The organism is Polymorphobacter fuscus (assembly GCF_011927825.1).
In the GTDB taxonomy this organism is placed as follows: domain Bacteria; phylum Pseudomonadota; class Alphaproteobacteria; order Sphingomonadales; family Sphingomonadaceae; genus Sandarakinorhabdus; species Sandarakinorhabdus fusca.
Map to the genome: position 1 here is coordinate 1 of NZ_JAATJI010000002.1, position 17,026 is coordinate 17,026.

Consider the following 17,026-nt stretch of genomic DNA (forward strand, 5'->3'; position numbering starts at 1 on the left):
TGCCGCTTTCGACCACTTGGATCACCGTCATCGCCGTGCGGGCGACCGCTGGCGCGGCGGGGTGGTTGTGCCCCGGGACAGCGTCGCTCGCGATGCGCTGCATCGCGCCGCTGCTCGCGTCTTGCCCTGAGCCAGAATCACCGCCGTGCCGATGACCCAAGTTTGATCGAAAACCGCTCTAAAGCCGCTTCGCCACGCCGATGGCGACGCGGCACCCGGCGCGAATGGCGGCCTGCATAATCGGGAAGCCATTCTCGCCGCTGTGGGCGGCGGCGGTCTCGCGATGGGCGACTTCGTCGGCGCGGAAATCATCGACCATCGCCGCCAGCGTCGGGTCGGCGCCATCGGCCAGCGCGTCCGCCTGCTCGCCATAATGGGCGTCGATGACGGTTTCGACCGCCACGGTCGCCGCCATCGCCGCCTTGGGGCCGATCAGCGCCGTCGCGGCGCCGAGCGCATAGCCGGCAACATGCCAGATCGGCGCGAACACCGTCGGGCGGACGCCGCGTTCGACCATCAGCGCATTGAACGCTTCGAGGTGGCGCTGCTCCTGCGCGGCCATATGGGCGATCTCGCCGGCAACGCGCCCGCGCCCGCCCATCACCGCCAGCTGTCCGGCATAGATGCGCGCCGCACCATATTCGCCGGCCTGGTTGACGCGGACCATCGGCCGCGTGTCGACCCGCCGGTCGCCGGGCAGGTGCCTTACGCGCGTTTCAGTCGCCACAGGGCCGTTCCTCCGATTGCGATCGATATCAGTGCATTCCACCCTGCCATGGAAATGCCGAAAAGCGACCAGGCGATGGCGTCGCACCGGACCAGCGGCTGTGCCATGATCTGGCCCATCACATCGGCGGCCGATCCGGTGACCGGTGCTGCGGCACAGGCGGTGATGCCCGGCCACCAGTGCTGCTCGACACCGACATGAAAGACCGCGATCGCGGCGCCCGCCAAGACCGCCAGCGCTGACAGTGCCAGCACGGCGCGGGCATGGCGCAGCACCCAGCCGAGCAACGCCAGCGCCAGCGCCGCGACCAGCGCCCAGCGCTGCCACAGGCACATTTCGCACGGCGCCAGCCCGCCGACATGTTGAAACGCCAGCGCACCGCCGAGCAGCGCCGCGGGGCCGGTCAGCAGCAGCGCCGTGACGGGCCAGCGGTCAGAGCGCATAGCGGACGATGACGAACCCGCCGACGAACAGCCCCGTCGCCACCAGCGCCAGCTGGTGGAAATATTTGTCGATGATGACCTGCGCCGCGTCGCCATAGCGGCGCAGCACCAGCGCGACGAGGAAGAAACGCCCGCCGCGCCCCAGGATCGACGCCGCGATCAGCACTGGCAGCCCCAGGCCCACACTGCCGGCGGCGATCGTCGCCACCTTGTAGGGGATGGGCAGAAAGGCGAAGGCCAGCATCCACCAGAAGCCATGCGCCTTGATGTTGGCGGCAAAGGCAACGAACCGGTCTTCATAGCCATACAGCTGCAGCAGCGGCACGCCGATCGTCTTGAACAACAGCGCGCCGATGGCATAGCCGAGCAGCGCCCCGCACACCGACGCGACGGTCGACACCGCGGCATAGCGGAAGGATTTTTCCGGCCGCGCGATCGACATCGGGATCTGCATGACATCGGGCGGGATCGGGAAGAACGAGGAATCGGCAAAACTGATGAATGCCAGCCATTTGATGGCACCGGGCCCGGCTGCCTTGGCGAGCGTCCAGTCGTAAAGGCGACGAAGCACAAGCGTTCCCATCAAGTCGGCGAGCTTGACCGCTTCCTTAGTCGGCGATGCTGCACTGCGCAATCGCCGCTGCCGGGTCTATTTCCGCAGCGAGGCTGCCAGGACTATTTCCGCAGCGAAGCTGCCAGGACTATTTCCGCAGCGAAGCGGCTGCCCCCGCCGGCGCCGCCGCCGCCGTCTGCACCGGGCCACCGGGCGCCAGCCGATCGATCAGCCGTGTGGCGTAATCGAGCTGGAAGTCGGTGATGCCCTTTTTCTTCAGCTGCTCGGGCGTGTCGGCAAAGCGCGGGTCGGTCTTGTCGTCGGTCTCGACGATCTTCTCCGTGCCGTCCTTCATCTCGTTGATCAGATGCTTGCGCAGATCGGCCTCGCGCACCCGCGGCCGGTCGGCGCGCGTCGCATCCGACAGCTGCGGTACGGTGATGTCGGGCTCGATCCCGGCCTCTTGGACGCTGCGGCCCGATGGCGTGAAATAGCGCCCGGTGGTCAACCGCAACGCCGAGTCCTGGCTGAGCGGAATCAGCGTCTGCACTGATCCCTTGCCGAAGCTGCGCTGCCCCAGCACGATGGCGCGGCGCTGGTCCTGCAACGCCCCGGCGACGATTTCCGCCGCCGACGCCGAGCCTTCATCGACCAGCACGACCACCGGCCGGCCGCCGGTCAGGTCGCCGGACTTGGCGAAATAGCGCTGGATGTCGTTCTTGGTGCGGCCGCGCTGCGAAACGATCTCGCCCTTGTCGAGGAACACGTCGCTGACATCGATGGCCTGGTCGAGCAGACCGCCGGGGTTGGAACGCAGGTCGACGACAAACCCCGCCAGCTTGTCGCCCAGCGTCTTCTCGATGCTCGTCACCGCCGTCCGCGTCGCGTCTCCGGTGGTCTTGTTGAAGGTCGATATGCGGATGATGCCGACATTGCCGCGGACTTCATATTTGACCGGCTTGATCTGGATGACTTCGCGCTTCATCGAAAAATCGAGCGGCTTGGTCGACCCTTCGCGTACCACCGTCAGCTTGACGTCGGTGCCGGGCTTGCCGCGCATCTTGTCGACCGCTTCCTGCAGCGAGGTGCCATAGATCAGCTCGCCATCGAGATGGGTGATGTAATCGCCCGCCTTGATCCCGGCGCGCGCCGCCGGCGTGTCGTCGGTGGGGGAAATCACCTTGACCGCGCCGTCCTCGGTGGTGACGGTCAGGCCAAGGCCACCATATTCGCCATCGGTGGTCTGGCGCATGTTCTGGAAATCGCGCGCATCGAGATAGGACGAATGCGGGTCGAGGCTGGTCAGCATGCCGTTGATCGCGCCTTCGATCAGCGCCTTGTCGTCGACCTTGTCGACATAATCCGCCCGCACCCGCTCGAACACGTCCATCAACGTGTCGAGCTCCTTGTAGGTGTCGCTCTGCGCCGCCGCACGCACGGCCACCCCGGCCGGAATCACCGCCAGCGCGGCAAGGGGCAGCACGATCTTCCAGCGGGACGACATCACGGGGCACCAGCCTTTTCGCAACACAGACGCACAGGATAGCACAAGCCGGCCGCCGCGCCAGCGCCGCGTTGCCACACAGATCGTGCCTCGGATTGTCACCGAAACCGGCTATGGGCATCGCGCGTTGACGCTGCACATAATCAGGAGAGCTTCCATGCCGATGATCGAAACCGACGATGGCACCGCGCTGTATTTCAAGGAATGGGGCGATGGCCCGGCGGTGATCCTCATCCATGGCTGGCCGCTCAGCGCCGACAGCTGGGACGACCAGGCCATGGCGATCGCCGAGCATGGCTATCGTGTCATCGCCTATGATCGCCGCGGGTTCGGCCGCTCCGACCAGCCGTGGGAAGGCTATGACTATGACACGCTCGCCGACGACCTGGCCGCGGTGATCGAGGCCTGCGACGTCGAGGATCCCGCGCTGGTCGGCTTTTCGATGGGCGGCGGCGAAGTCGCGCGCTACCTGACGCGCCACGGCGGCGCCTCCAAGGTCGCGCTCATCGCCTCGGTCGTGCCGTTCCTCCTGCAGACGCCCGATCATGCCGATGGCGTTCCGCAAGCGGTGTTCGACACGATCACCGACGGGATCGAAAAGGACCGCGCCGACTTCCTCAAGGGCTTCCTGAAGGACTTCTACGGCGTCGGCCTGATCAGCGCGCCGGTCAGCGATGCCCAGCTCGAATGGTCGCTGCAGATCGCGCTCCAGGCCGGCCTGAAGGGCACGATCGATTGCGTCGAAGCCTTTTCGGCGACCGATTTCCGCCCCGACCTTGCCAGCTTCACCATGCCGACGCTGATCATCCATGGCACCGCCGACAAGACCGTGCCGATCGAGATCACGGCGCGCGCTGCCGCCAAGGCGATCCCGCACGCCCGGCTCGTCGAATATGACGGCGCCCCGCACGGCCTGCTCGCAACCCACAAGAACGAGATCAGCCGCGACCTGATCGCCTTCCTCGACAGCTGAAGCCAAGCCCGGCCCGGGTGCGACCCCGGGCCGGGGGCCGGCTATTGCGGCCGGAACACGCTCGTCGCCAGCCACGCCGGCCGTGTGGGCGTGTCGGCGACGTCGCGCGCGATGGCGGTAACGAAATCGTCGAGCTTGATCGCCTCGTCGGCCAGCACGCCCGGTTGCGCCAGGTCGTCGTCGGGCGCGTGATAGCGGTTGGCGCGCCAGTCATGCTCGATGGCGAATTCCGGGCTGCCCTTGACGAAGCCGAACTTGAACGCCAGCGCCGGGATGCCGGCCTTGACGAAGCTGAACTGGTCGGTGCGAACGAAGCTGTTGCGGTCGGGCAGGGGGTCGGGCGTCAGCGCTAGCCCCTGCGTTCCCGCAACCTTGCGCGCCACGGCGCCCAGCGTGCTTTCGCCATCGCCCTGGACCAGCACCAACTTCAACGGCCACAGCGGCAGCGGCATGTCGAAGTTGAGGTTGGCGACGATGGCCGCCTTGGGCACCGTCGGCCGCTGCGCGAAATAATGGGAGCCGAGCAGGCCCTTTTCCTCCGCCGTGACGATGACGAACAGCATCGATCGCTTCGGCCGCGGCCCGGCCTTCAACTGTGCGGCGATGTCGAGAACGCTCGCCACCCCCGAAGCATCGTCCATGGCGCCATTGTAGATCGGGTCGCCGTTGATCGGCTTGCCGACGCCGATATGGTCGAGGTGCGCCGACATCACGACATATTCGGACCGCAGCCCGGGATCCGACCCGTCGAGCCGGGCGACCAGATTGGGGGACAGCACCGGCTGGCGGGTGGCAGCGACATCTGCCTGCAGCCGCCGGGCAAGGGCAAAGCCCGGCACCGGCTGCGACGCGTCGGCGAGGGCCGCCATTTCGGCAAAGCTGTGGCCCGATGCCGCGAACAGCGCCTCGCTGCGGGCCGGATCGACGCTGGCGATGAAGAAGCCGTCGGGCGTGTCGCGCAGCGCGGCATCGGCAAGATACATGCCCGACTGGCTGGCAAGCAGCATGCGCCGTGCCCAGGGGATTTCGACCTGCGCCGGCGTGACCAGGCTGATGACACCCACGGCCCCGGCATCGCGCAGAAAGCCGTTGCGCGCCGACCGGTTGGCCGCCTTCATCGGCCCCGGCAGGTCGGCCGGCCCGCCGGAGATCACCACGGCGATCTTGCCCTTCAGGTCGACGCCGGCAAGGTCGTCATGCCCGGGCAGTTTCAGCCCATAGCCGATGAACACCAGCGGCGCGTCGATCGTCGCTGCCCGCGGCGCATTGCCGGGGGAGATCAGCAGGTCGCTGCCGATCGCCAATGGCGTGCGGCTGCCGTCGGCACCGATCAGCGCTCCGCGCGACGCCGCATGGTCGACGCGCTGTTCCTCGAACCGCACCGGCTGGTAAAAGCCGTCGGTGCCCGCCGGCGCCAGCCCCAATGCCTTGAACCGGTCGATGACATATGTTGCCGCCAGGTCATAGCCCTTGCTGCCCGGCAGTCGCCCCTCGGTCGCATCGCCGGCGATCGCCTCGATATCCGCCCACCAGGCCTTGCCGCGCGGCGTGTTCGCCTCCGCCGCAAAAACCGGTGTCGACAGCAACAGGGCGGAAATGGCGAGCGAGCGAAGGATCATGCCCCCACGCTAACGGCTTCTCACGGCGTGTCGAGGGTACAGCCATATTCGGGGTCGAACTGCGCCGTGCGCTTCGAAACCCAGGGCACGCGCGCGGTGATGCGCCGCGCCGCCGCATCCTCCGCCACCTCGACGATCTCGGTGCCGGGTTCGAAATCGGTCTTGCACGATGCCATGTCGCGGTTGCCGACATAGCGGCACGAACAGACGACATGGGCGATATAACCGGCGCCGACATCGGCCCGCTTGCCCAGGCTGCTGTATTTCAACCCCAGCCAGCCGCCTGACAGGAGGCACAGCAGCAGCACCGGCCCCCAGATCAGCCAGCGCCGCTTGCGCGCCGATGTTCCGGCGATTTCCGGCCCCGCGCTTGCGTTCATGCCGCTGCCCCTTCTAACGTCGACCGATGACGGGCAAACGAGACTCCATGCGGCGGCAGCAATCAAGCCTGTTTGTGGCGGGCGTCGCTCTGGCGTTCGTCGCGGCACCGGTCGCCGCACCCGTGGCCGCCCGCGCGCCGCTGGCACCGCCAACAGGCGCGCTCCCCGCCGCCGACGCCTTTTTCACCGATCCGGCGCTGGCCGAAACCCGCGCGCTCATCGTCCTGCAGGGCGGCAAGCGCATCTATGAACGCTATGCCCCGGGCTACGGCCCCGGCAACCGCTTCATTTCCTGGTCGATGGCGAAATCGGTCACCGCGACGCTGGTTGGCGATCTGGTCAGCGACGGTCGGCTGGAACTCGACACGCCGGCGCCCGTACCGGAATGGCGCCGCACCGCCGATGATCCGCGCGCCGCGATCACCCTGCGCCAGCTGCTCAACATGTCGTCGGGACTGAAGCACATCGAATCCGACCCCCCCGAAGCCGCCGACACCAACCGCGCGCTGTTCGCCGACAAAAGCCGCGACATCGTCGCCCATGCGACGGCGGCGCCGCTGCAGGCGCAGCCGGGCACGGTCTTCCAATATTCGACGCTGACGACGCACATCCTCGCCGACATCGTGCAGCGGACCATTGCGCCCGGCGCCACCACGCCGGCAGCACGGCGCCGGGCGATGCGCGACTTCATCAACACCCGCCTTGCCGGCCCCGCCGCCATGCCGTCGCTGCTGTGCGAATTCGATCCCCAGGGCCATCTGCTCGGCGGCTCCTTCTGCCACGCCAGCGCGCGGGACTGGGCCAATTTCGGGCAGCTCTATCTCGGCCGCGGCGTCGTCGCCGGCCGCGCCGTGGTCAGCCCGGCCTGGGTCGATTTCGTCCAGACCCCGGCGCCGACCAACCCGGCCTATGGCGGGCAATTCTGGCGCAACCGCACGCCGGCGAATGGCAAGGACAGTGCGCTGTTCGCGTCGCAGGGCCCCGCGGATGCCTATGCCGCCATCGGCCACCTCGGCCAATATGTCATCATCGTGCCGTCGAAGCAGCTGGTCGTCGTCCGCCTCGGCAAGACGCAGGACGATCGCCTGCAGCCGGTGCGAACGGCGCTCGGCCGGCTGGTCAACGGGGTGGCGGTGCCATGACCCCCGATTATCGCATCACCGACATCAAGCTCGACGAACGCACCATCCTGTGGCGCAATGCCGATATCGAGCAGGAACGCCGCGTCGCCATCTTCGACCTGCTGGAAGGCAACAGCTTCCAGCCGCTCGCCGCCGGCGATTATGGCAACCACGGGCCGTACAAGGTCAAGCTCGGGGTCGAGGAAGGCCGGCTGACGGTCGCCATCAACGCCGCCGACGACAGCGAACTCGAATGTTTCGTCCTGCCGCTGGCGCCGTTTCGCCGCACCGTGCGCGATTATTTCGCCATCTGCGACAGCTATTACCAGGCGATCCGCCAGGCCAGCCCGGCCCAGATCGAAACCATCGACATGGCCCGCCGCGCCATTCACAACGACGCTGCCGAAGCGCTGAAGGAACGGCTGGAAGCAAAGGTTCTCGTCGATTTCGACACGGCGCGGCGGCTGTTCACGCTGATCTGCGTGCTGCATATCAGGGGATAAGGCGTGGCGCCGGGGTGCACCGTCCGCCTGCTTGGCCCTGCCGACGCCGCGCTGCTCGCCGACCCGGCCGACGACGTCTTCGACGCTGCCGTCCTGCCTCACCTTGCCGAAGCGTTTCTCGGCGACCCGCGCCACCATATCGCGGTCGCCATCGCCGATGGCCGCATCGTCGGCTTTGCCTCAGGCGTCCATTACATCCACCCCGACAAGCCGGCGCAGATGTTCATCAACGAGGTCGGCGTCGCCGGGCCGTGGCAGCGGCAGGGGCTTGGCCGCGCCGTGATGGCAGCGCTGCTCGACCATGCCCGCACCCTTCGCTGCGGCGAGGCCTGGGTGCTCACCGATGACGACAACGCGGCGGCACGCGCGCTCTACACGGCCGCCGGCGGCGCCGACGCACCGGCGGGGCGCATTTTCGTTATCGACCTGGGCGAATGAATCGCGTTGAAGGACGAGATCAACCAAGATCTGGAAACCTATGTCCGTCCAATCCGACCGCTGGATCCGCGAGCAGGCGCTCGCCAATGGCATGATCGAGCCCTTTGTCGACCGCCAGACGCGCGAGGGCGTCATTTCCTATGGCCTGTCGTCCTATGGCTATGACGCGCGGGTGTCGGACGAGTTCAAGATTTTCACCAATGTCGAATCGGTGACGGTCGACCCCAAGAACTTCCATCCGTTGAGCTTCGTCGACAAGAAGACCGACTGCTGCATCATCCCGCCGAACAGCTTTGCCCTGGCGCGCACCGTCGAATATTTCCGCGTTCCCGACGATGTGCTGGTCATCTGCCTCGGCAAATCGACCTATGCCCGCTGCGGCATCATCGTCAACGTGACGCCGCTCGAACCCGGCTGGGAAGGTCATGTGACGCTGGAATTCAGCAACACCACGCCCTTGCCGGCCAAGATCTACGCCAATGAAGGCGCCTGCCAGTTCCTGTTTCTCAAGGGCAACGAGCCCTGCGAGGTGACCTATGCCGACCGCGCCGGCAAATATATGAGCCAGCGCGGCGTGACCCTCCCCAGGCTCTAGATGACGGACACCGCCGCCCGGCCGGCCATGGCCATCGACATGCGCCAGGGCCTGATGGCGGGCTTCGGCGCCTATCTCATCTGGGGCCTGCTGCCGCTCTATCTCAAGCTGCTCGTCGGCGTGCCGGCGGCCGATGTGCTGGCGCATCGCATCATCTGGTCGCTGCTCGTCATGGCCATGGTGACGACGGTCAGCGCCGGTTGGGGCCGGTTCCGCGCCGCGCTGGCCCGGCCGCGGCTGCTGGCATTGCTGCTCGGCAGTTCGGTCTTCATCACCTGCAACTGGCTGATCTACACCTGGGCGATCCTCGATGACCATGTCCTCGATGCCAGCCTGGGCTATTTCATCAACCCGCTGATCAGCGTCGTCTTCGGCGTCGTGCTGCTGGGGGAACGCCTGTCGCGGCTGCAATGGCTGGCGGTTAGCTGCGCGCTGTCGGGCGTGGTGGTGCTGACCGTCGCGCACGGCGAACTGCCGGTCACCAGCCTGGCGCTGGCGCTGTCGTTCGCACTCTACGGCCTGATCCGCAAACAGGCGCAGGTCGATGCCGTCACCGGACTGCTCATGGAAACGCTGATCATCGCCCCGGTGGCGCTGGTCTGGCTGCTGACGCGGCCGAGCGGCGGCTTCGCTCTGCCGATGCCCATGCTGTTGCTGCTGGCGGCCGGCGGCGTGCTGACCGCGGTGCCGCTGCTGATGTTCGGCATCGCCGCCCGCCGGCTCAAGCTGTCGACCCTGGGGCTGATGCAATATCTGTCGCCCAGCCTCGTCTTCCTGCTCGCGGTGTTCGTCTTCCACGAAGCGCTCGACGTCTGGCGGCTGGTGGCCTTCGCCTGCATCTGGCTCGGCCTCGCGATCTACAGCCTGTCGCTGACACGCCGGTGACACGCCCCGCGATTATGGCTATATCGTATGGCCAGAACGGAGTCCGCCCATGTCGCGCTACAGCGTTGCCGATGCCAAGAACGGCCTGTCCGGGCTGATCGACCGCGCCACGGCAGGCGATGAAGTCATCATCACCCGCCACGGGACGCCGGTTGCCGAAATCAAACCGGTCCGGCCGGTCACAAGGCAACCGGGCGCAGGCCTTGCGGCGCTGCGCGCGTTCCGTGAATCGGGACCGCGCAACGAGATCGGTTCGGTCGAAATCCTGCGCCAGATTTACGAAGACGACCTTTGACCCTCTATCTCGATGCCAGTGCGATCGTCCCTCTGTTCGTGGCGGAGGCAGGCACCGACCCGGTTCTCAAGGTGCTCACCGATCATCCGGATTTGCCGCTGGTAGGTGATTTCGCCCTGGGTGAAGTCGCGTCGGCGCTCGGGCGGCTGGCAAGGATCGGTCTCATCTCTTTCGAGCGTGCCTCCGCGGCCCTGGCGATGGCCGACAACTGGCGGCTGGTCGGCACCGAAACGCCTGCATTCGATCCGGTCGACATCCGCGTTGCGGCATCGCTTGTTCGGCGCTTTGAATTGAAGCTGCGACTGCCGGATGCGATCCATGCCGCAACGTGCCAAAGGCTCGACGCGACTCTGGTGACGTTCGATCGCCGTCTCGCGGACGCCGCGTCTGCACTCGGGCTCGCGGTCATCGTCCCGGCCTGACGCGACCCTATGGCGCGTCGGCGCCTGTGCCGCTACACCCTCGCCATGGACCAGATCGTCATTCGCGGTGGCCGCCCGCTCAAAGGCCGCATCCCCATCTCCGGCGCCAAGAACGCCGCCCTGACGCTGATGCCCTGCGCGCTGCTGACCGACGAGCCGCTGACGCTGCGCAACCTGCCGCGCCTCGCCGATATCGATACCTTCGGCCACCTGCTCAACAACCACGGCCTGTCGACGACCATCGAAGGCACCCACCCCGATGAATTCGGCCGGGTGATGACGATCCGCGCCAACCGCATCACCTCGACCGTCGCGCCCTATGACATCGTCCGCAAGATGCGCGCCTCCATCCTCGTGCTGGGGCCGCTGGTGGCGCGCGCCGGCGAAGCCACCGTGTCGCTGCCCGGCGGCTGCGCCATCGGCAACCGGCCGATCGACCTGCACCTGAAGGCGCTCGAACATCTGGGCGCCGAGATCGAGCTTGCCGCCGGCTATGTGAAGGCGACGGCCAAGGGCGGCCTGCCCGGCGGCCGCTATACCTTCCCGATGGTCAGCGTCGGCGCCACCGAAAATGCCGTGATGGCGGCGGTGCTGGCGCGCGGCGAATCGGTGCTCGACAATGTCGCGCGGGAGCCGGAGATCGTCGACCTGTGCAACTGCCTCGTCGCCATGGGCGCCAGGATCCAGGGCATCGGCACCGAAAAGCTGACCATCCAGGGCGTGCGCGACCTCCACGGCGCCACCTATGCGGTGATGCCGGACCGGATCGAAGCCGGCAGCTACGCCTGTGCCGCCGCGATCACCGGCGGCGAAGTCGAGCTTGTCGGCGCGACCGAATCCGACCTCGGTTCGACACTCGCGGCGCTGCGCGAAGCCGGTGTCGAGATCGCCCCGACCGCCGATGGCCTGTCGGTCAAGCGCCTCAACGGCCTCCATGGCATCAACATCTCGACTGCGCCCTATCCGGGTTTTGCCACCGACATGCAGGCGCAGTTCATGGCGATGCTCGCCGTCGCCGATGGCGCGTCGCTGCTGACCGAAACCATCTTCGAAAACCGCTTCATGCACGTCCCCGAACTGGCGCGGATGGGCGCCGACGTCACGGTGCGCGGCCGTTCGGCCGTCGTGCGCGGCGTCGCCGGGCTGCACGGCGCACAGGTGATGGCGACCGACCTGCGCGCCTCGATGAGCCTTGTCCTCGCCGGGCTGGCGGCGGAAGGCGAAACCGTCGTGTCGCGCGTCTATCACCTAGATCGCGGCTATGAACGGCTCGAGGAAAAACTGTCGGCGGTCGGCGCCGACATCGAACGGGTGTCGGACGGTTGAGCGACACCGTGCCCGATGATCGCCTGACGCTGCTGGCGAGCGACCCCGGCGACCTGCCGGTGCTGTCCGCGTTGATGCAGGACGCCATCGTGCGCGCCGGCGACATCGGTTGGGACCGCCGCCGCCGGCGCCTGGTGCTGGTCGCCAGCCGCTATCGCTGGGAAGCGGCAACGGAGGTATCGCGCGTCCGCACCGCGCTGCGGCTCGACTCGGTGCTCCGGGTCGAACGGCAGCATTGGCCAGCCGATCCCGACGCCATGCTCGCCCTGCTGTCGATCGCCGCCGACAGCGACCGGGTCACCCTGTCGTTCGCCGACGCCGCCAGCCTTCGCCTCCATGTCGAATGCGTCGACGCCGTGCTGGAGGATCTGTCCGCACCCTGGGGCGTCCGCCACCGTCCGCACCACGAGATGTGATCGCGCGCGTCGCGACCCCGTCTCGTCGGTGCCGGCGTCCCTGTTACAGCCTGACCAGCATCTTGCCGGTGTTGCCGCCCGAAAACAGCCCGATGAAGGCTTCGGGGGCCGTGTCGACGCCGTCGTGGATGGTTTCCTCCCACGCCACCCGGCCATCGGCGATCCAGCCCATCATGTCGGTCAGGAACTGTGGGCGCAGGCTGGCGAATTCGCTGACGATGAAGCCGCGGATGCGCAGCGACTTGCCCACGACCTGGATGATGTTGCGCGGGCCCACCGACGGCTCGGTGTCGTTGTAGCTGGAGATCATCCCGCATTCGGCAAAGCGCGCGAACGGCCGCGCCACCTCGATGGCGACTTCCAAATGTTCGCCGCCGACATTGTCGAAATAGACGTCGATGCCCTTGGGCGCCGCGGCGCGCACCTGGCCGAGCAGGTCGCCGTTGCGGTAATTGATGGCATGGTCGACCCCGCGTGACCGCAGCCAGTCGCATTTGGCGTCGGTTCCGGCCGTCGCCACCACCGTGCAGCCCTTGATCTTTGCCACCTGCGCAACGACCGACCCCACCGCGCCGGCGCCGCCCGAAACGAACACCGTCTCGCCTTCCCTCGGCTGGCCGATCTCGAGCAGCCCGGCATAGGCGGTCAGCCCGGGCATGCCGAGCACGCCCAGAAACGCCTGGTCGGGGACATTGGCCTGGCGCGGCAGCTTTTCCAGCGCCGCCGCCGGCGCCACGAGCGCCTCGCGCCAGCCGAAGAACGACGACACCAGGTCGCCCGGAGCAAATCCTTCGGCGTTCGATTCGACGACTTCGCCGATGGCCCCGCCCTGCAGCACCTCGCCGATCTGGAACGGCGGCACATAGCTGGCGCGATCGTACATGCGCCCGCGCATATAGGGGTCGACCGACATGAAGCGGTTGCGGACCAGAACCTCGCCGGCGCCCGGCGCCCCAACCTCGGTGGTGGCAACTTCGAAATTCGCCGCTGTCGGCGTGCCGACGGGGCGCGTGCGCAGGCGGATTTCACGGGACTGGGTCATGAAGGGGCTCCTTGGGGCCGGTGCGGCCATGGCCCAAGGGTAGGCGCGGCGGCGGCCGCCGTCACCCTCGTCACTTCGCTATGCCTCTTCCATCGGGATTTCGCCGAGCGCGACAGGGTCGAATGTCAGCGCGCTGCGGATCAGCGTATCGGACCCGGTCGTCGGGTCGTCGCTGCACAATTGCAGGTCGAGCCGTTCGGAATCGCGGCGGCGGAATTCGCCTTCGATGGCATCGATCAGCTCGTCGGGCGTCCCCAGCGCGCCCAAGGCCTCGCGCCCCATCGCGATGCCGCTTTCGAAGGTTTCGCGCACCACCGTTTCCACCCCCGCATGGCGCAGCGCCAGCAGGTGCATGCGGTCGAAGGCGCGCGCCAGGATCGGCAGTTCCGGCCATTGGTTGCGGATCGGGCCCAGCGTCACTGCCGGGTCCCAGGCGCCATCGATGGCAAAGACCAGCAGGCTGGCATTCTCGATTCCGGCCGCCCGCAGGATGTCGGTGCGCCGGCCATCGCCATAATAGACCTTGACGCCGAACTGGCGCGACACGTCGATCAGCTCGGCATCGAGATCGATCGTCGTCACCCCGACACCGCGCGCCGCCAGCATCTGCGCGACGACCTGGCCGAAGCGGCCGCCGCCGACGATGATCGCCCGGCCGCGGTCGCCGCCATCATGGCCTGCGGTTTCGGGACCATCGGGAATGGCGCCTGCCGCTTCCGATATCCTGATCCTCGATGCCAGCAGGAAGATCAGCGGCGTCACCGCCATCGACACCGTCACCACCGCCCCGAACAGCTGCGCCGCGCTGGCGGAGATCAGCATGCCGCGCGCCGCCTCGGCGAACAGCACGAAGCCGAATTCGCCGCCCTGGCTCAGCAGCAGCCCCATCTGGAAGGCCCGCGTCGTGCCGGTGCCGAACGCCCGCGCCAGCGCGAAGATGACGCCGGTCTTCACCGCCATGACGCCGATGACCAGCGTGATGATCAGCGCCCATTGCGCGCGCACCACGCCCAGGTCGAGCGTCATGCCGATGGCGACGAAGAACAGCCCGAGCAACAGCCCGCGGAACGGCTCGATATCGGCCTCCAGCGCATGGCGATACGGCGATTCGGCGAGCATGACGCCGGCGACGAACGCCCCCAGCGCCATCGACAGCCCCAGCGACGCCATCAGCAGCGCGCTGCCCAGCACCGACAGCAGTGCGGCGGCGACGAACGCCTCGCGCGCGCCCAGCGTGCCGATGATGCGGAACACCGGCGGCAGCAGGAACCGCCCGACCAGCACCAGGAACACCAGCGCCGCGACGGTCATCGCCGCCATTTGCCAGCCGGGCAGGGCATCGGGGTCGGGCACCCGCGACAGCGCGGCGACGATGGTCAGCAGCGGCACGATCGCCAGGTCCTGGAACAGCAGCATCGAAAAGCTGCGCTCCCCGAAGGCGGTGCCGGCGATCTTGCGCTCGTTGAGCAGCTGCATGACCAGCGCCGTCGACGACAGGCCGAGCGGCAGGCCGACGACCAGCGCCGCCTGCCAGGTAAAGCTCGTCATCGCCATCACCAGGCCGGTGAGCGCGAGGCCGCACAGGATGACCTGCGCCGCCCCCAGCCCGAAAATGTCGCGCCTGAGCGCCCAGAGCCGCGACGGCTGCAGTTCCAGCCCGATGACGAACAGCAGCAGGACGATGCCGAATTCGGCGAATTTGAGCACCTGTTCGGGCTCGCTGACCAGCCCGAGCAGCGACGGCCCGATGATGATGCCGGCCGCCAGATAGCCGAGCACCGCACCCAGCTTGAAGCGGATGAACAGTGGTACCAGCACGACGCTGGCGCCCAGATAGACGACCGCTTCGGGCAGGAAGGCGGGGGTTTCGGCCGCCGCCAAGGTCAGGCTGCGCGCGCCAGGGCGGCCTGTTCCGCCGCCGCGATGGCCGCGTCGAAGGCAAGCAGGATCGATGGGTGCCGCGCCCGGTGCGGCCGCGCCGGCGCGAACACGTCCATGCCCGGCCAGCTCGGCACCGCGTCGCTGTGGCCGGCCAGCCAGTCGGCGACTTCGGCGCGGGCGGCGCGCAGCCGGTCGAGGTCGCTGCCGATGATCGCCGTTCCAACAAGTGTCGCTGCCGCCTGGCCCAGGGCACAGGCGCGCACCTCCTGGCCGTGGCGGACGATGCGGCGGTCGCCGTCCAGGTCGATGTCGGCGGTCACCTTGCTGCCGCAGACCGGCGACACCTTGACTGCCGATCCCTGCGGCGCATCGAGCCGCGCCGCACCGGCGGTGGCGGCGGCGAGCCGCAGGATCCGGGTGTTGTACAGCGCTTCGGACATGCAAAAGGATATAGGTGACGCGGCGCCGGGTGGCGAGACCCATTGCCGTGCCGGCCCTGCCATTGCCGTACCGGCCCTGCCAATGCGGCGCCAGCGCGGCCCGCGCTCAGTCGCCGAACAGATCGGCGCGATACGCCGGCTTGACGAAGGCGCGCACGCCCTCCGGCCAGACCATGGTGATCAGATACGATCCTTCCGCATAGGATCCGGCGACATAGGGGGCAACCAGCACCCGCAACTGCGCGGCGCGGTTCGCCATCCCGCCCCATGGCACCATCGGCTGTTCCGCCAGCTTCGGGCAGGCGCTCATGTCGCTCGACGGCGCGGCGCCCAGCCGCCGTGTCTGCTCGTCGCGCAGCGCCTTGCAGAATGCCGGCGCGATCAGCGCCCGCGCGCGCGGCCAGTCGCTGAACAGCGCCTCGAACGGGATCGACCGCTTCGCCGTCTTGTCCCAGATGCGCGCCGCATAGCCGGTGTTGCCATGCGCGCCGCCGGTAAAGGCATAGGTTTCGCCGACCAGCGCCAGCAGGTGCGGGGTGTCGGCAGCAAGGCTCCAGTCGGCCACGCTTTCGTAGTGGCGGAAGGGATAGCCCTGTTTCCCCGCGTCGACCGCAGCCTTGGCGGCATCGGCCTTTGCCGCGGCCGCCTGTTTCAACGCCGCGGTGCGCATCGATGCGAGCAGCGCCGGCGCGGTCGCCGCCTCGGGTGCCACCCGCCACCGCCAGCTGATCTCGGGCGAGGCTTGGCGAATGATGAGGTCGGACGCCGGCACGGGCCGCGGCGCGGCTAGCGCCGGAGCAGCGATCAGTGCGAGCGCAAGGAATGCCCGTTTCACTGATTTTCCCCCGCAAACGGCCAACGGCTCATTTCGACACGACCATCGGCAAAAACCTCGATCAGTTCGTTGGTCGTTTCGCTGCCAGCGGCAGCGATGGCATCGAGTGCCAGTATCAGCAGCCGCCGCTGCTCCTCGAAGGCCACGGCGGGCACGACGATCAGCAACCCGGCATGCAGATCGACATAGCGATAAAGCCGGATGAAATCGGTACGGTTGTTGGTCACGAATGTATAATCGCCACCGACGATGATCGGCATAAGAAGATGGTCGGGGGCTTTGCGCAGGCCGAGATAGTTGACATGGGTCGCTTCGATACCCCGCGAATGGGCAAGCCCGGCAAGTCGCGGACTCAGACATTCGTCAATCAGCAGCCGGGTGACCATGGCGCCCTAAAGGCGTCCCGTTTCGCGTGCCCAAAATTCTACCGCTTCACGCGCACCCAGCGGCAGGTAAGGATAGTCGCCGACGATTTCCTCCACGTCCGCGCCCTTGCGGATATAGGCGAGAATGGTTTCCGCCGGCACCCGCGTGCCACTGACAACGGGCATTCCACCCAGAATCTCGGGATCCGACACCACGCTTGCAGTGGGCCGCGTCGTCACTGTTGCCATCACAACGCTCCTTT

Annotated in this window: 22 protein-coding genes; 10 read left to right on the forward strand and 12 right to left on the reverse strand. The window is 67.6% G+C overall.

Features of this window, described 5'->3' with window-relative positions:
- Positions 1 to 178: 178 nt before the first annotated feature.
- The 4 genes from GGQ62_RS13220 to GGQ62_RS13235 form a co-directional block, all read right to left on the reverse strand.
- Positions 179 to 667, reverse strand: a complete 489-nt coding sequence (locus GGQ62_RS13220; protein WP_152578305.1) for a demethoxyubiquinone hydroxylase family protein — start codon at positions 665 to 667, stop codon at positions 179 to 181.
- Positions 668 to 705: 38 nt separating this feature from the next.
- Positions 706 to 1,170 carry a disulfide bond formation protein B gene (locus GGQ62_RS13225; protein WP_152578243.1) on the reverse strand — a complete coding sequence of 155 codons (465 nt, stop codon included), beginning with the start codon at positions 1,168 to 1,170 and terminating at the stop codon, positions 706 to 708.
- Positions 1,160 to 1,753 (reverse strand): YqaA family protein, encoded by a 594-nt coding sequence (locus GGQ62_RS13230; protein ID WP_153401352.1) that lies wholly within the window; start codon positions 1,751 to 1,753, stop codon positions 1,160 to 1,162. Before GGQ62_RS13230 ends, GGQ62_RS13225 begins: the two co-directional genes overlap by 11 nt.
- Before the next feature lie 118 nt (positions 1,754 to 1,871).
- On the reverse strand, positions 1,872 to 3,227 hold the full coding sequence (locus GGQ62_RS13235) for a S41 family peptidase (protein WP_152578303.1): 1,356 nt from the start codon (positions 3,225 to 3,227) through the stop codon (positions 1,872 to 1,874).
- A gap of 157 nt (positions 3,228 to 3,384) precedes the next feature.
- Here GGQ62_RS13235 and GGQ62_RS13240 point away from each other — a divergent pair, with 157 nt between their 5' ends.
- Positions 3,385 to 4,200 carry an alpha/beta fold hydrolase gene (locus GGQ62_RS13240; RefSeq protein WP_152578242.1) on the forward strand — a complete coding sequence of 272 codons (816 nt, stop codon included), beginning with the start codon at positions 3,385 to 3,387 and terminating at the stop codon, positions 4,198 to 4,200.
- Positions 4,201 to 4,241: 41 nt separating this feature from the next.
- On the opposite strand, the gene GGQ62_RS13245 is transcribed toward GGQ62_RS13240, so the two are convergent.
- The gene (locus tag GGQ62_RS13245; protein ID WP_152578241.1) at positions 4,242 to 5,819 is read right to left on the reverse strand and encodes a M28 family metallopeptidase; all 1,578 of its coding nucleotides are present in this window, start codon (positions 5,817 to 5,819) and stop codon (positions 4,242 to 4,244) included.
- 20 nt (positions 5,820 to 5,839) lie between these two features.
- The gene (locus GGQ62_RS13250; protein ID WP_152578240.1) at positions 5,840 to 6,199 is read right to left on the reverse strand and encodes a hypothetical protein; all 360 of its coding nucleotides are present in this window, start codon (positions 6,197 to 6,199) and stop codon (positions 5,840 to 5,842) included.
- 26 nt (positions 6,200 to 6,225) lie between these two features.
- Between GGQ62_RS13250 and GGQ62_RS13255 the strand changes: the two genes are divergently transcribed.
- The 9 genes from GGQ62_RS13255 to GGQ62_RS13295 are packed head-to-tail and all read left to right on the forward strand — an operon-like array spanning position 6,226 to position 12,200.
- A complete protein-coding gene (locus tag GGQ62_RS13255) occupies positions 6,226 to 7,341 on the forward strand; it encodes a serine hydrolase domain-containing protein (protein ID WP_152578239.1) in 1,116 nt (371 codons plus the stop codon).
- A complete protein-coding gene (locus tag GGQ62_RS13260) occupies positions 7,338 to 7,823 on the forward strand; it encodes a UPF0262 family protein (RefSeq protein ID WP_152578238.1) in 486 nt (161 codons plus the stop codon). Before GGQ62_RS13255 ends, GGQ62_RS13260 begins: the two co-directional genes overlap by 4 nt.
- A 3-nt stretch (positions 7,824 to 7,826) precedes the next feature.
- Complete coding sequence (locus GGQ62_RS13265) at positions 7,827 to 8,261, forward strand: GNAT family N-acetyltransferase (protein WP_152578237.1); 435 nt, start codon at positions 7,827 to 7,829, stop codon at positions 8,259 to 8,261.
- Between the two features lie 40 nt (positions 8,262 to 8,301).
- Positions 8,302 to 8,856: a dCTP deaminase gene (gene dcd / locus GGQ62_RS13270; RefSeq protein ID WP_152578236.1), complete on the forward strand. Its 555-nt coding sequence runs from the start codon at positions 8,302 to 8,304 to the stop codon at positions 8,854 to 8,856.
- Positions 8,857 to 9,741 (forward strand): EamA family transporter RarD, encoded by an 885-nt coding sequence (gene rarD, locus GGQ62_RS13275; protein WP_243446179.1) that lies wholly within the window; start codon positions 8,857 to 8,859, stop codon positions 9,739 to 9,741.
- 49 nt (positions 9,742 to 9,790) lie between these two features.
- Entirely contained in the window at positions 9,791 to 10,036 is a 246-nt protein-coding gene (locus GGQ62_RS13280; protein WP_152578235.1) for a type II toxin-antitoxin system Phd/YefM family antitoxin, read from the forward strand.
- Positions 10,033 to 10,458 (forward strand): type II toxin-antitoxin system VapC family toxin, encoded by a 426-nt coding sequence (locus tag GGQ62_RS13285; protein WP_153401350.1) that lies wholly within the window; start codon positions 10,033 to 10,035, stop codon positions 10,456 to 10,458. The genes GGQ62_RS13280 and GGQ62_RS13285 overlap by 4 nt, the downstream gene beginning before the upstream one ends.
- Before the next feature lie 45 nt (positions 10,459 to 10,503).
- On the forward strand, positions 10,504 to 11,784 hold the full coding sequence (murA, locus tag GGQ62_RS13290) for a UDP-N-acetylglucosamine 1-carboxyvinyltransferase (RefSeq protein ID WP_152578301.1): 1,281 nt from the start codon (positions 10,504 to 10,506) through the stop codon (positions 11,782 to 11,784).
- Positions 11,781 to 12,200, forward strand: a complete 420-nt coding sequence (locus GGQ62_RS13295; RefSeq protein ID WP_152578233.1) for a DUF2948 family protein — start codon at positions 11,781 to 11,783, stop codon at positions 12,198 to 12,200. Before murA ends, GGQ62_RS13295 begins: the two co-directional genes overlap by 4 nt.
- Before the next feature lie 43 nt (positions 12,201 to 12,243).
- On the opposite strand, the gene GGQ62_RS13300 is transcribed toward GGQ62_RS13295, so the two are convergent.
- The 6 genes from GGQ62_RS13300 to GGQ62_RS13325 form a co-directional block, all read right to left on the reverse strand.
- Positions 12,244 to 13,242 (reverse strand): NADP-dependent oxidoreductase, encoded by a 999-nt coding sequence (locus tag GGQ62_RS13300; RefSeq protein ID WP_152578232.1) that lies wholly within the window; start codon positions 13,240 to 13,242, stop codon positions 12,244 to 12,246.
- Between the two features lie 78 nt (positions 13,243 to 13,320).
- Positions 13,321 to 15,123, reverse strand: a complete 1,803-nt coding sequence (locus GGQ62_RS13305) for a monovalent cation:proton antiporter-2 (CPA2) family protein (RefSeq protein WP_243446178.1) — start codon at positions 15,121 to 15,123, stop codon at positions 13,321 to 13,323.
- 2 nt (positions 15,124 to 15,125) lie between these two features.
- On the reverse strand, positions 15,126 to 15,563 hold the full coding sequence (locus GGQ62_RS13310) for an iron-sulfur cluster assembly scaffold protein (RefSeq protein WP_152578231.1): 438 nt from the start codon (positions 15,561 to 15,563) through the stop codon (positions 15,126 to 15,128).
- Positions 15,564 to 15,669: 106 nt separating this feature from the next.
- Positions 15,670 to 16,398 (reverse strand): DUF4163 domain-containing protein, encoded by a 729-nt coding sequence (locus tag GGQ62_RS13315; RefSeq protein WP_152578230.1) that lies wholly within the window; start codon positions 16,396 to 16,398, stop codon positions 15,670 to 15,672.
- Positions 16,395 to 16,784 (reverse strand): DUF5615 family PIN-like protein, encoded by a 390-nt coding sequence (locus GGQ62_RS13320; protein WP_152578229.1) that lies wholly within the window; start codon positions 16,782 to 16,784, stop codon positions 16,395 to 16,397. The genes GGQ62_RS13315 and GGQ62_RS13320 overlap by 4 nt, the downstream gene beginning before the upstream one ends.
- Positions 16,785 to 16,790: 6 nt before the next feature.
- The gene (locus GGQ62_RS13325; protein ID WP_152578228.1) at positions 16,791 to 17,012 is read right to left on the reverse strand and encodes a DUF433 domain-containing protein; all 222 of its coding nucleotides are present in this window, start codon (positions 17,010 to 17,012) and stop codon (positions 16,791 to 16,793) included.
- Between the last annotated feature and the right edge of the window lie 14 nt (positions 17,013 to 17,026).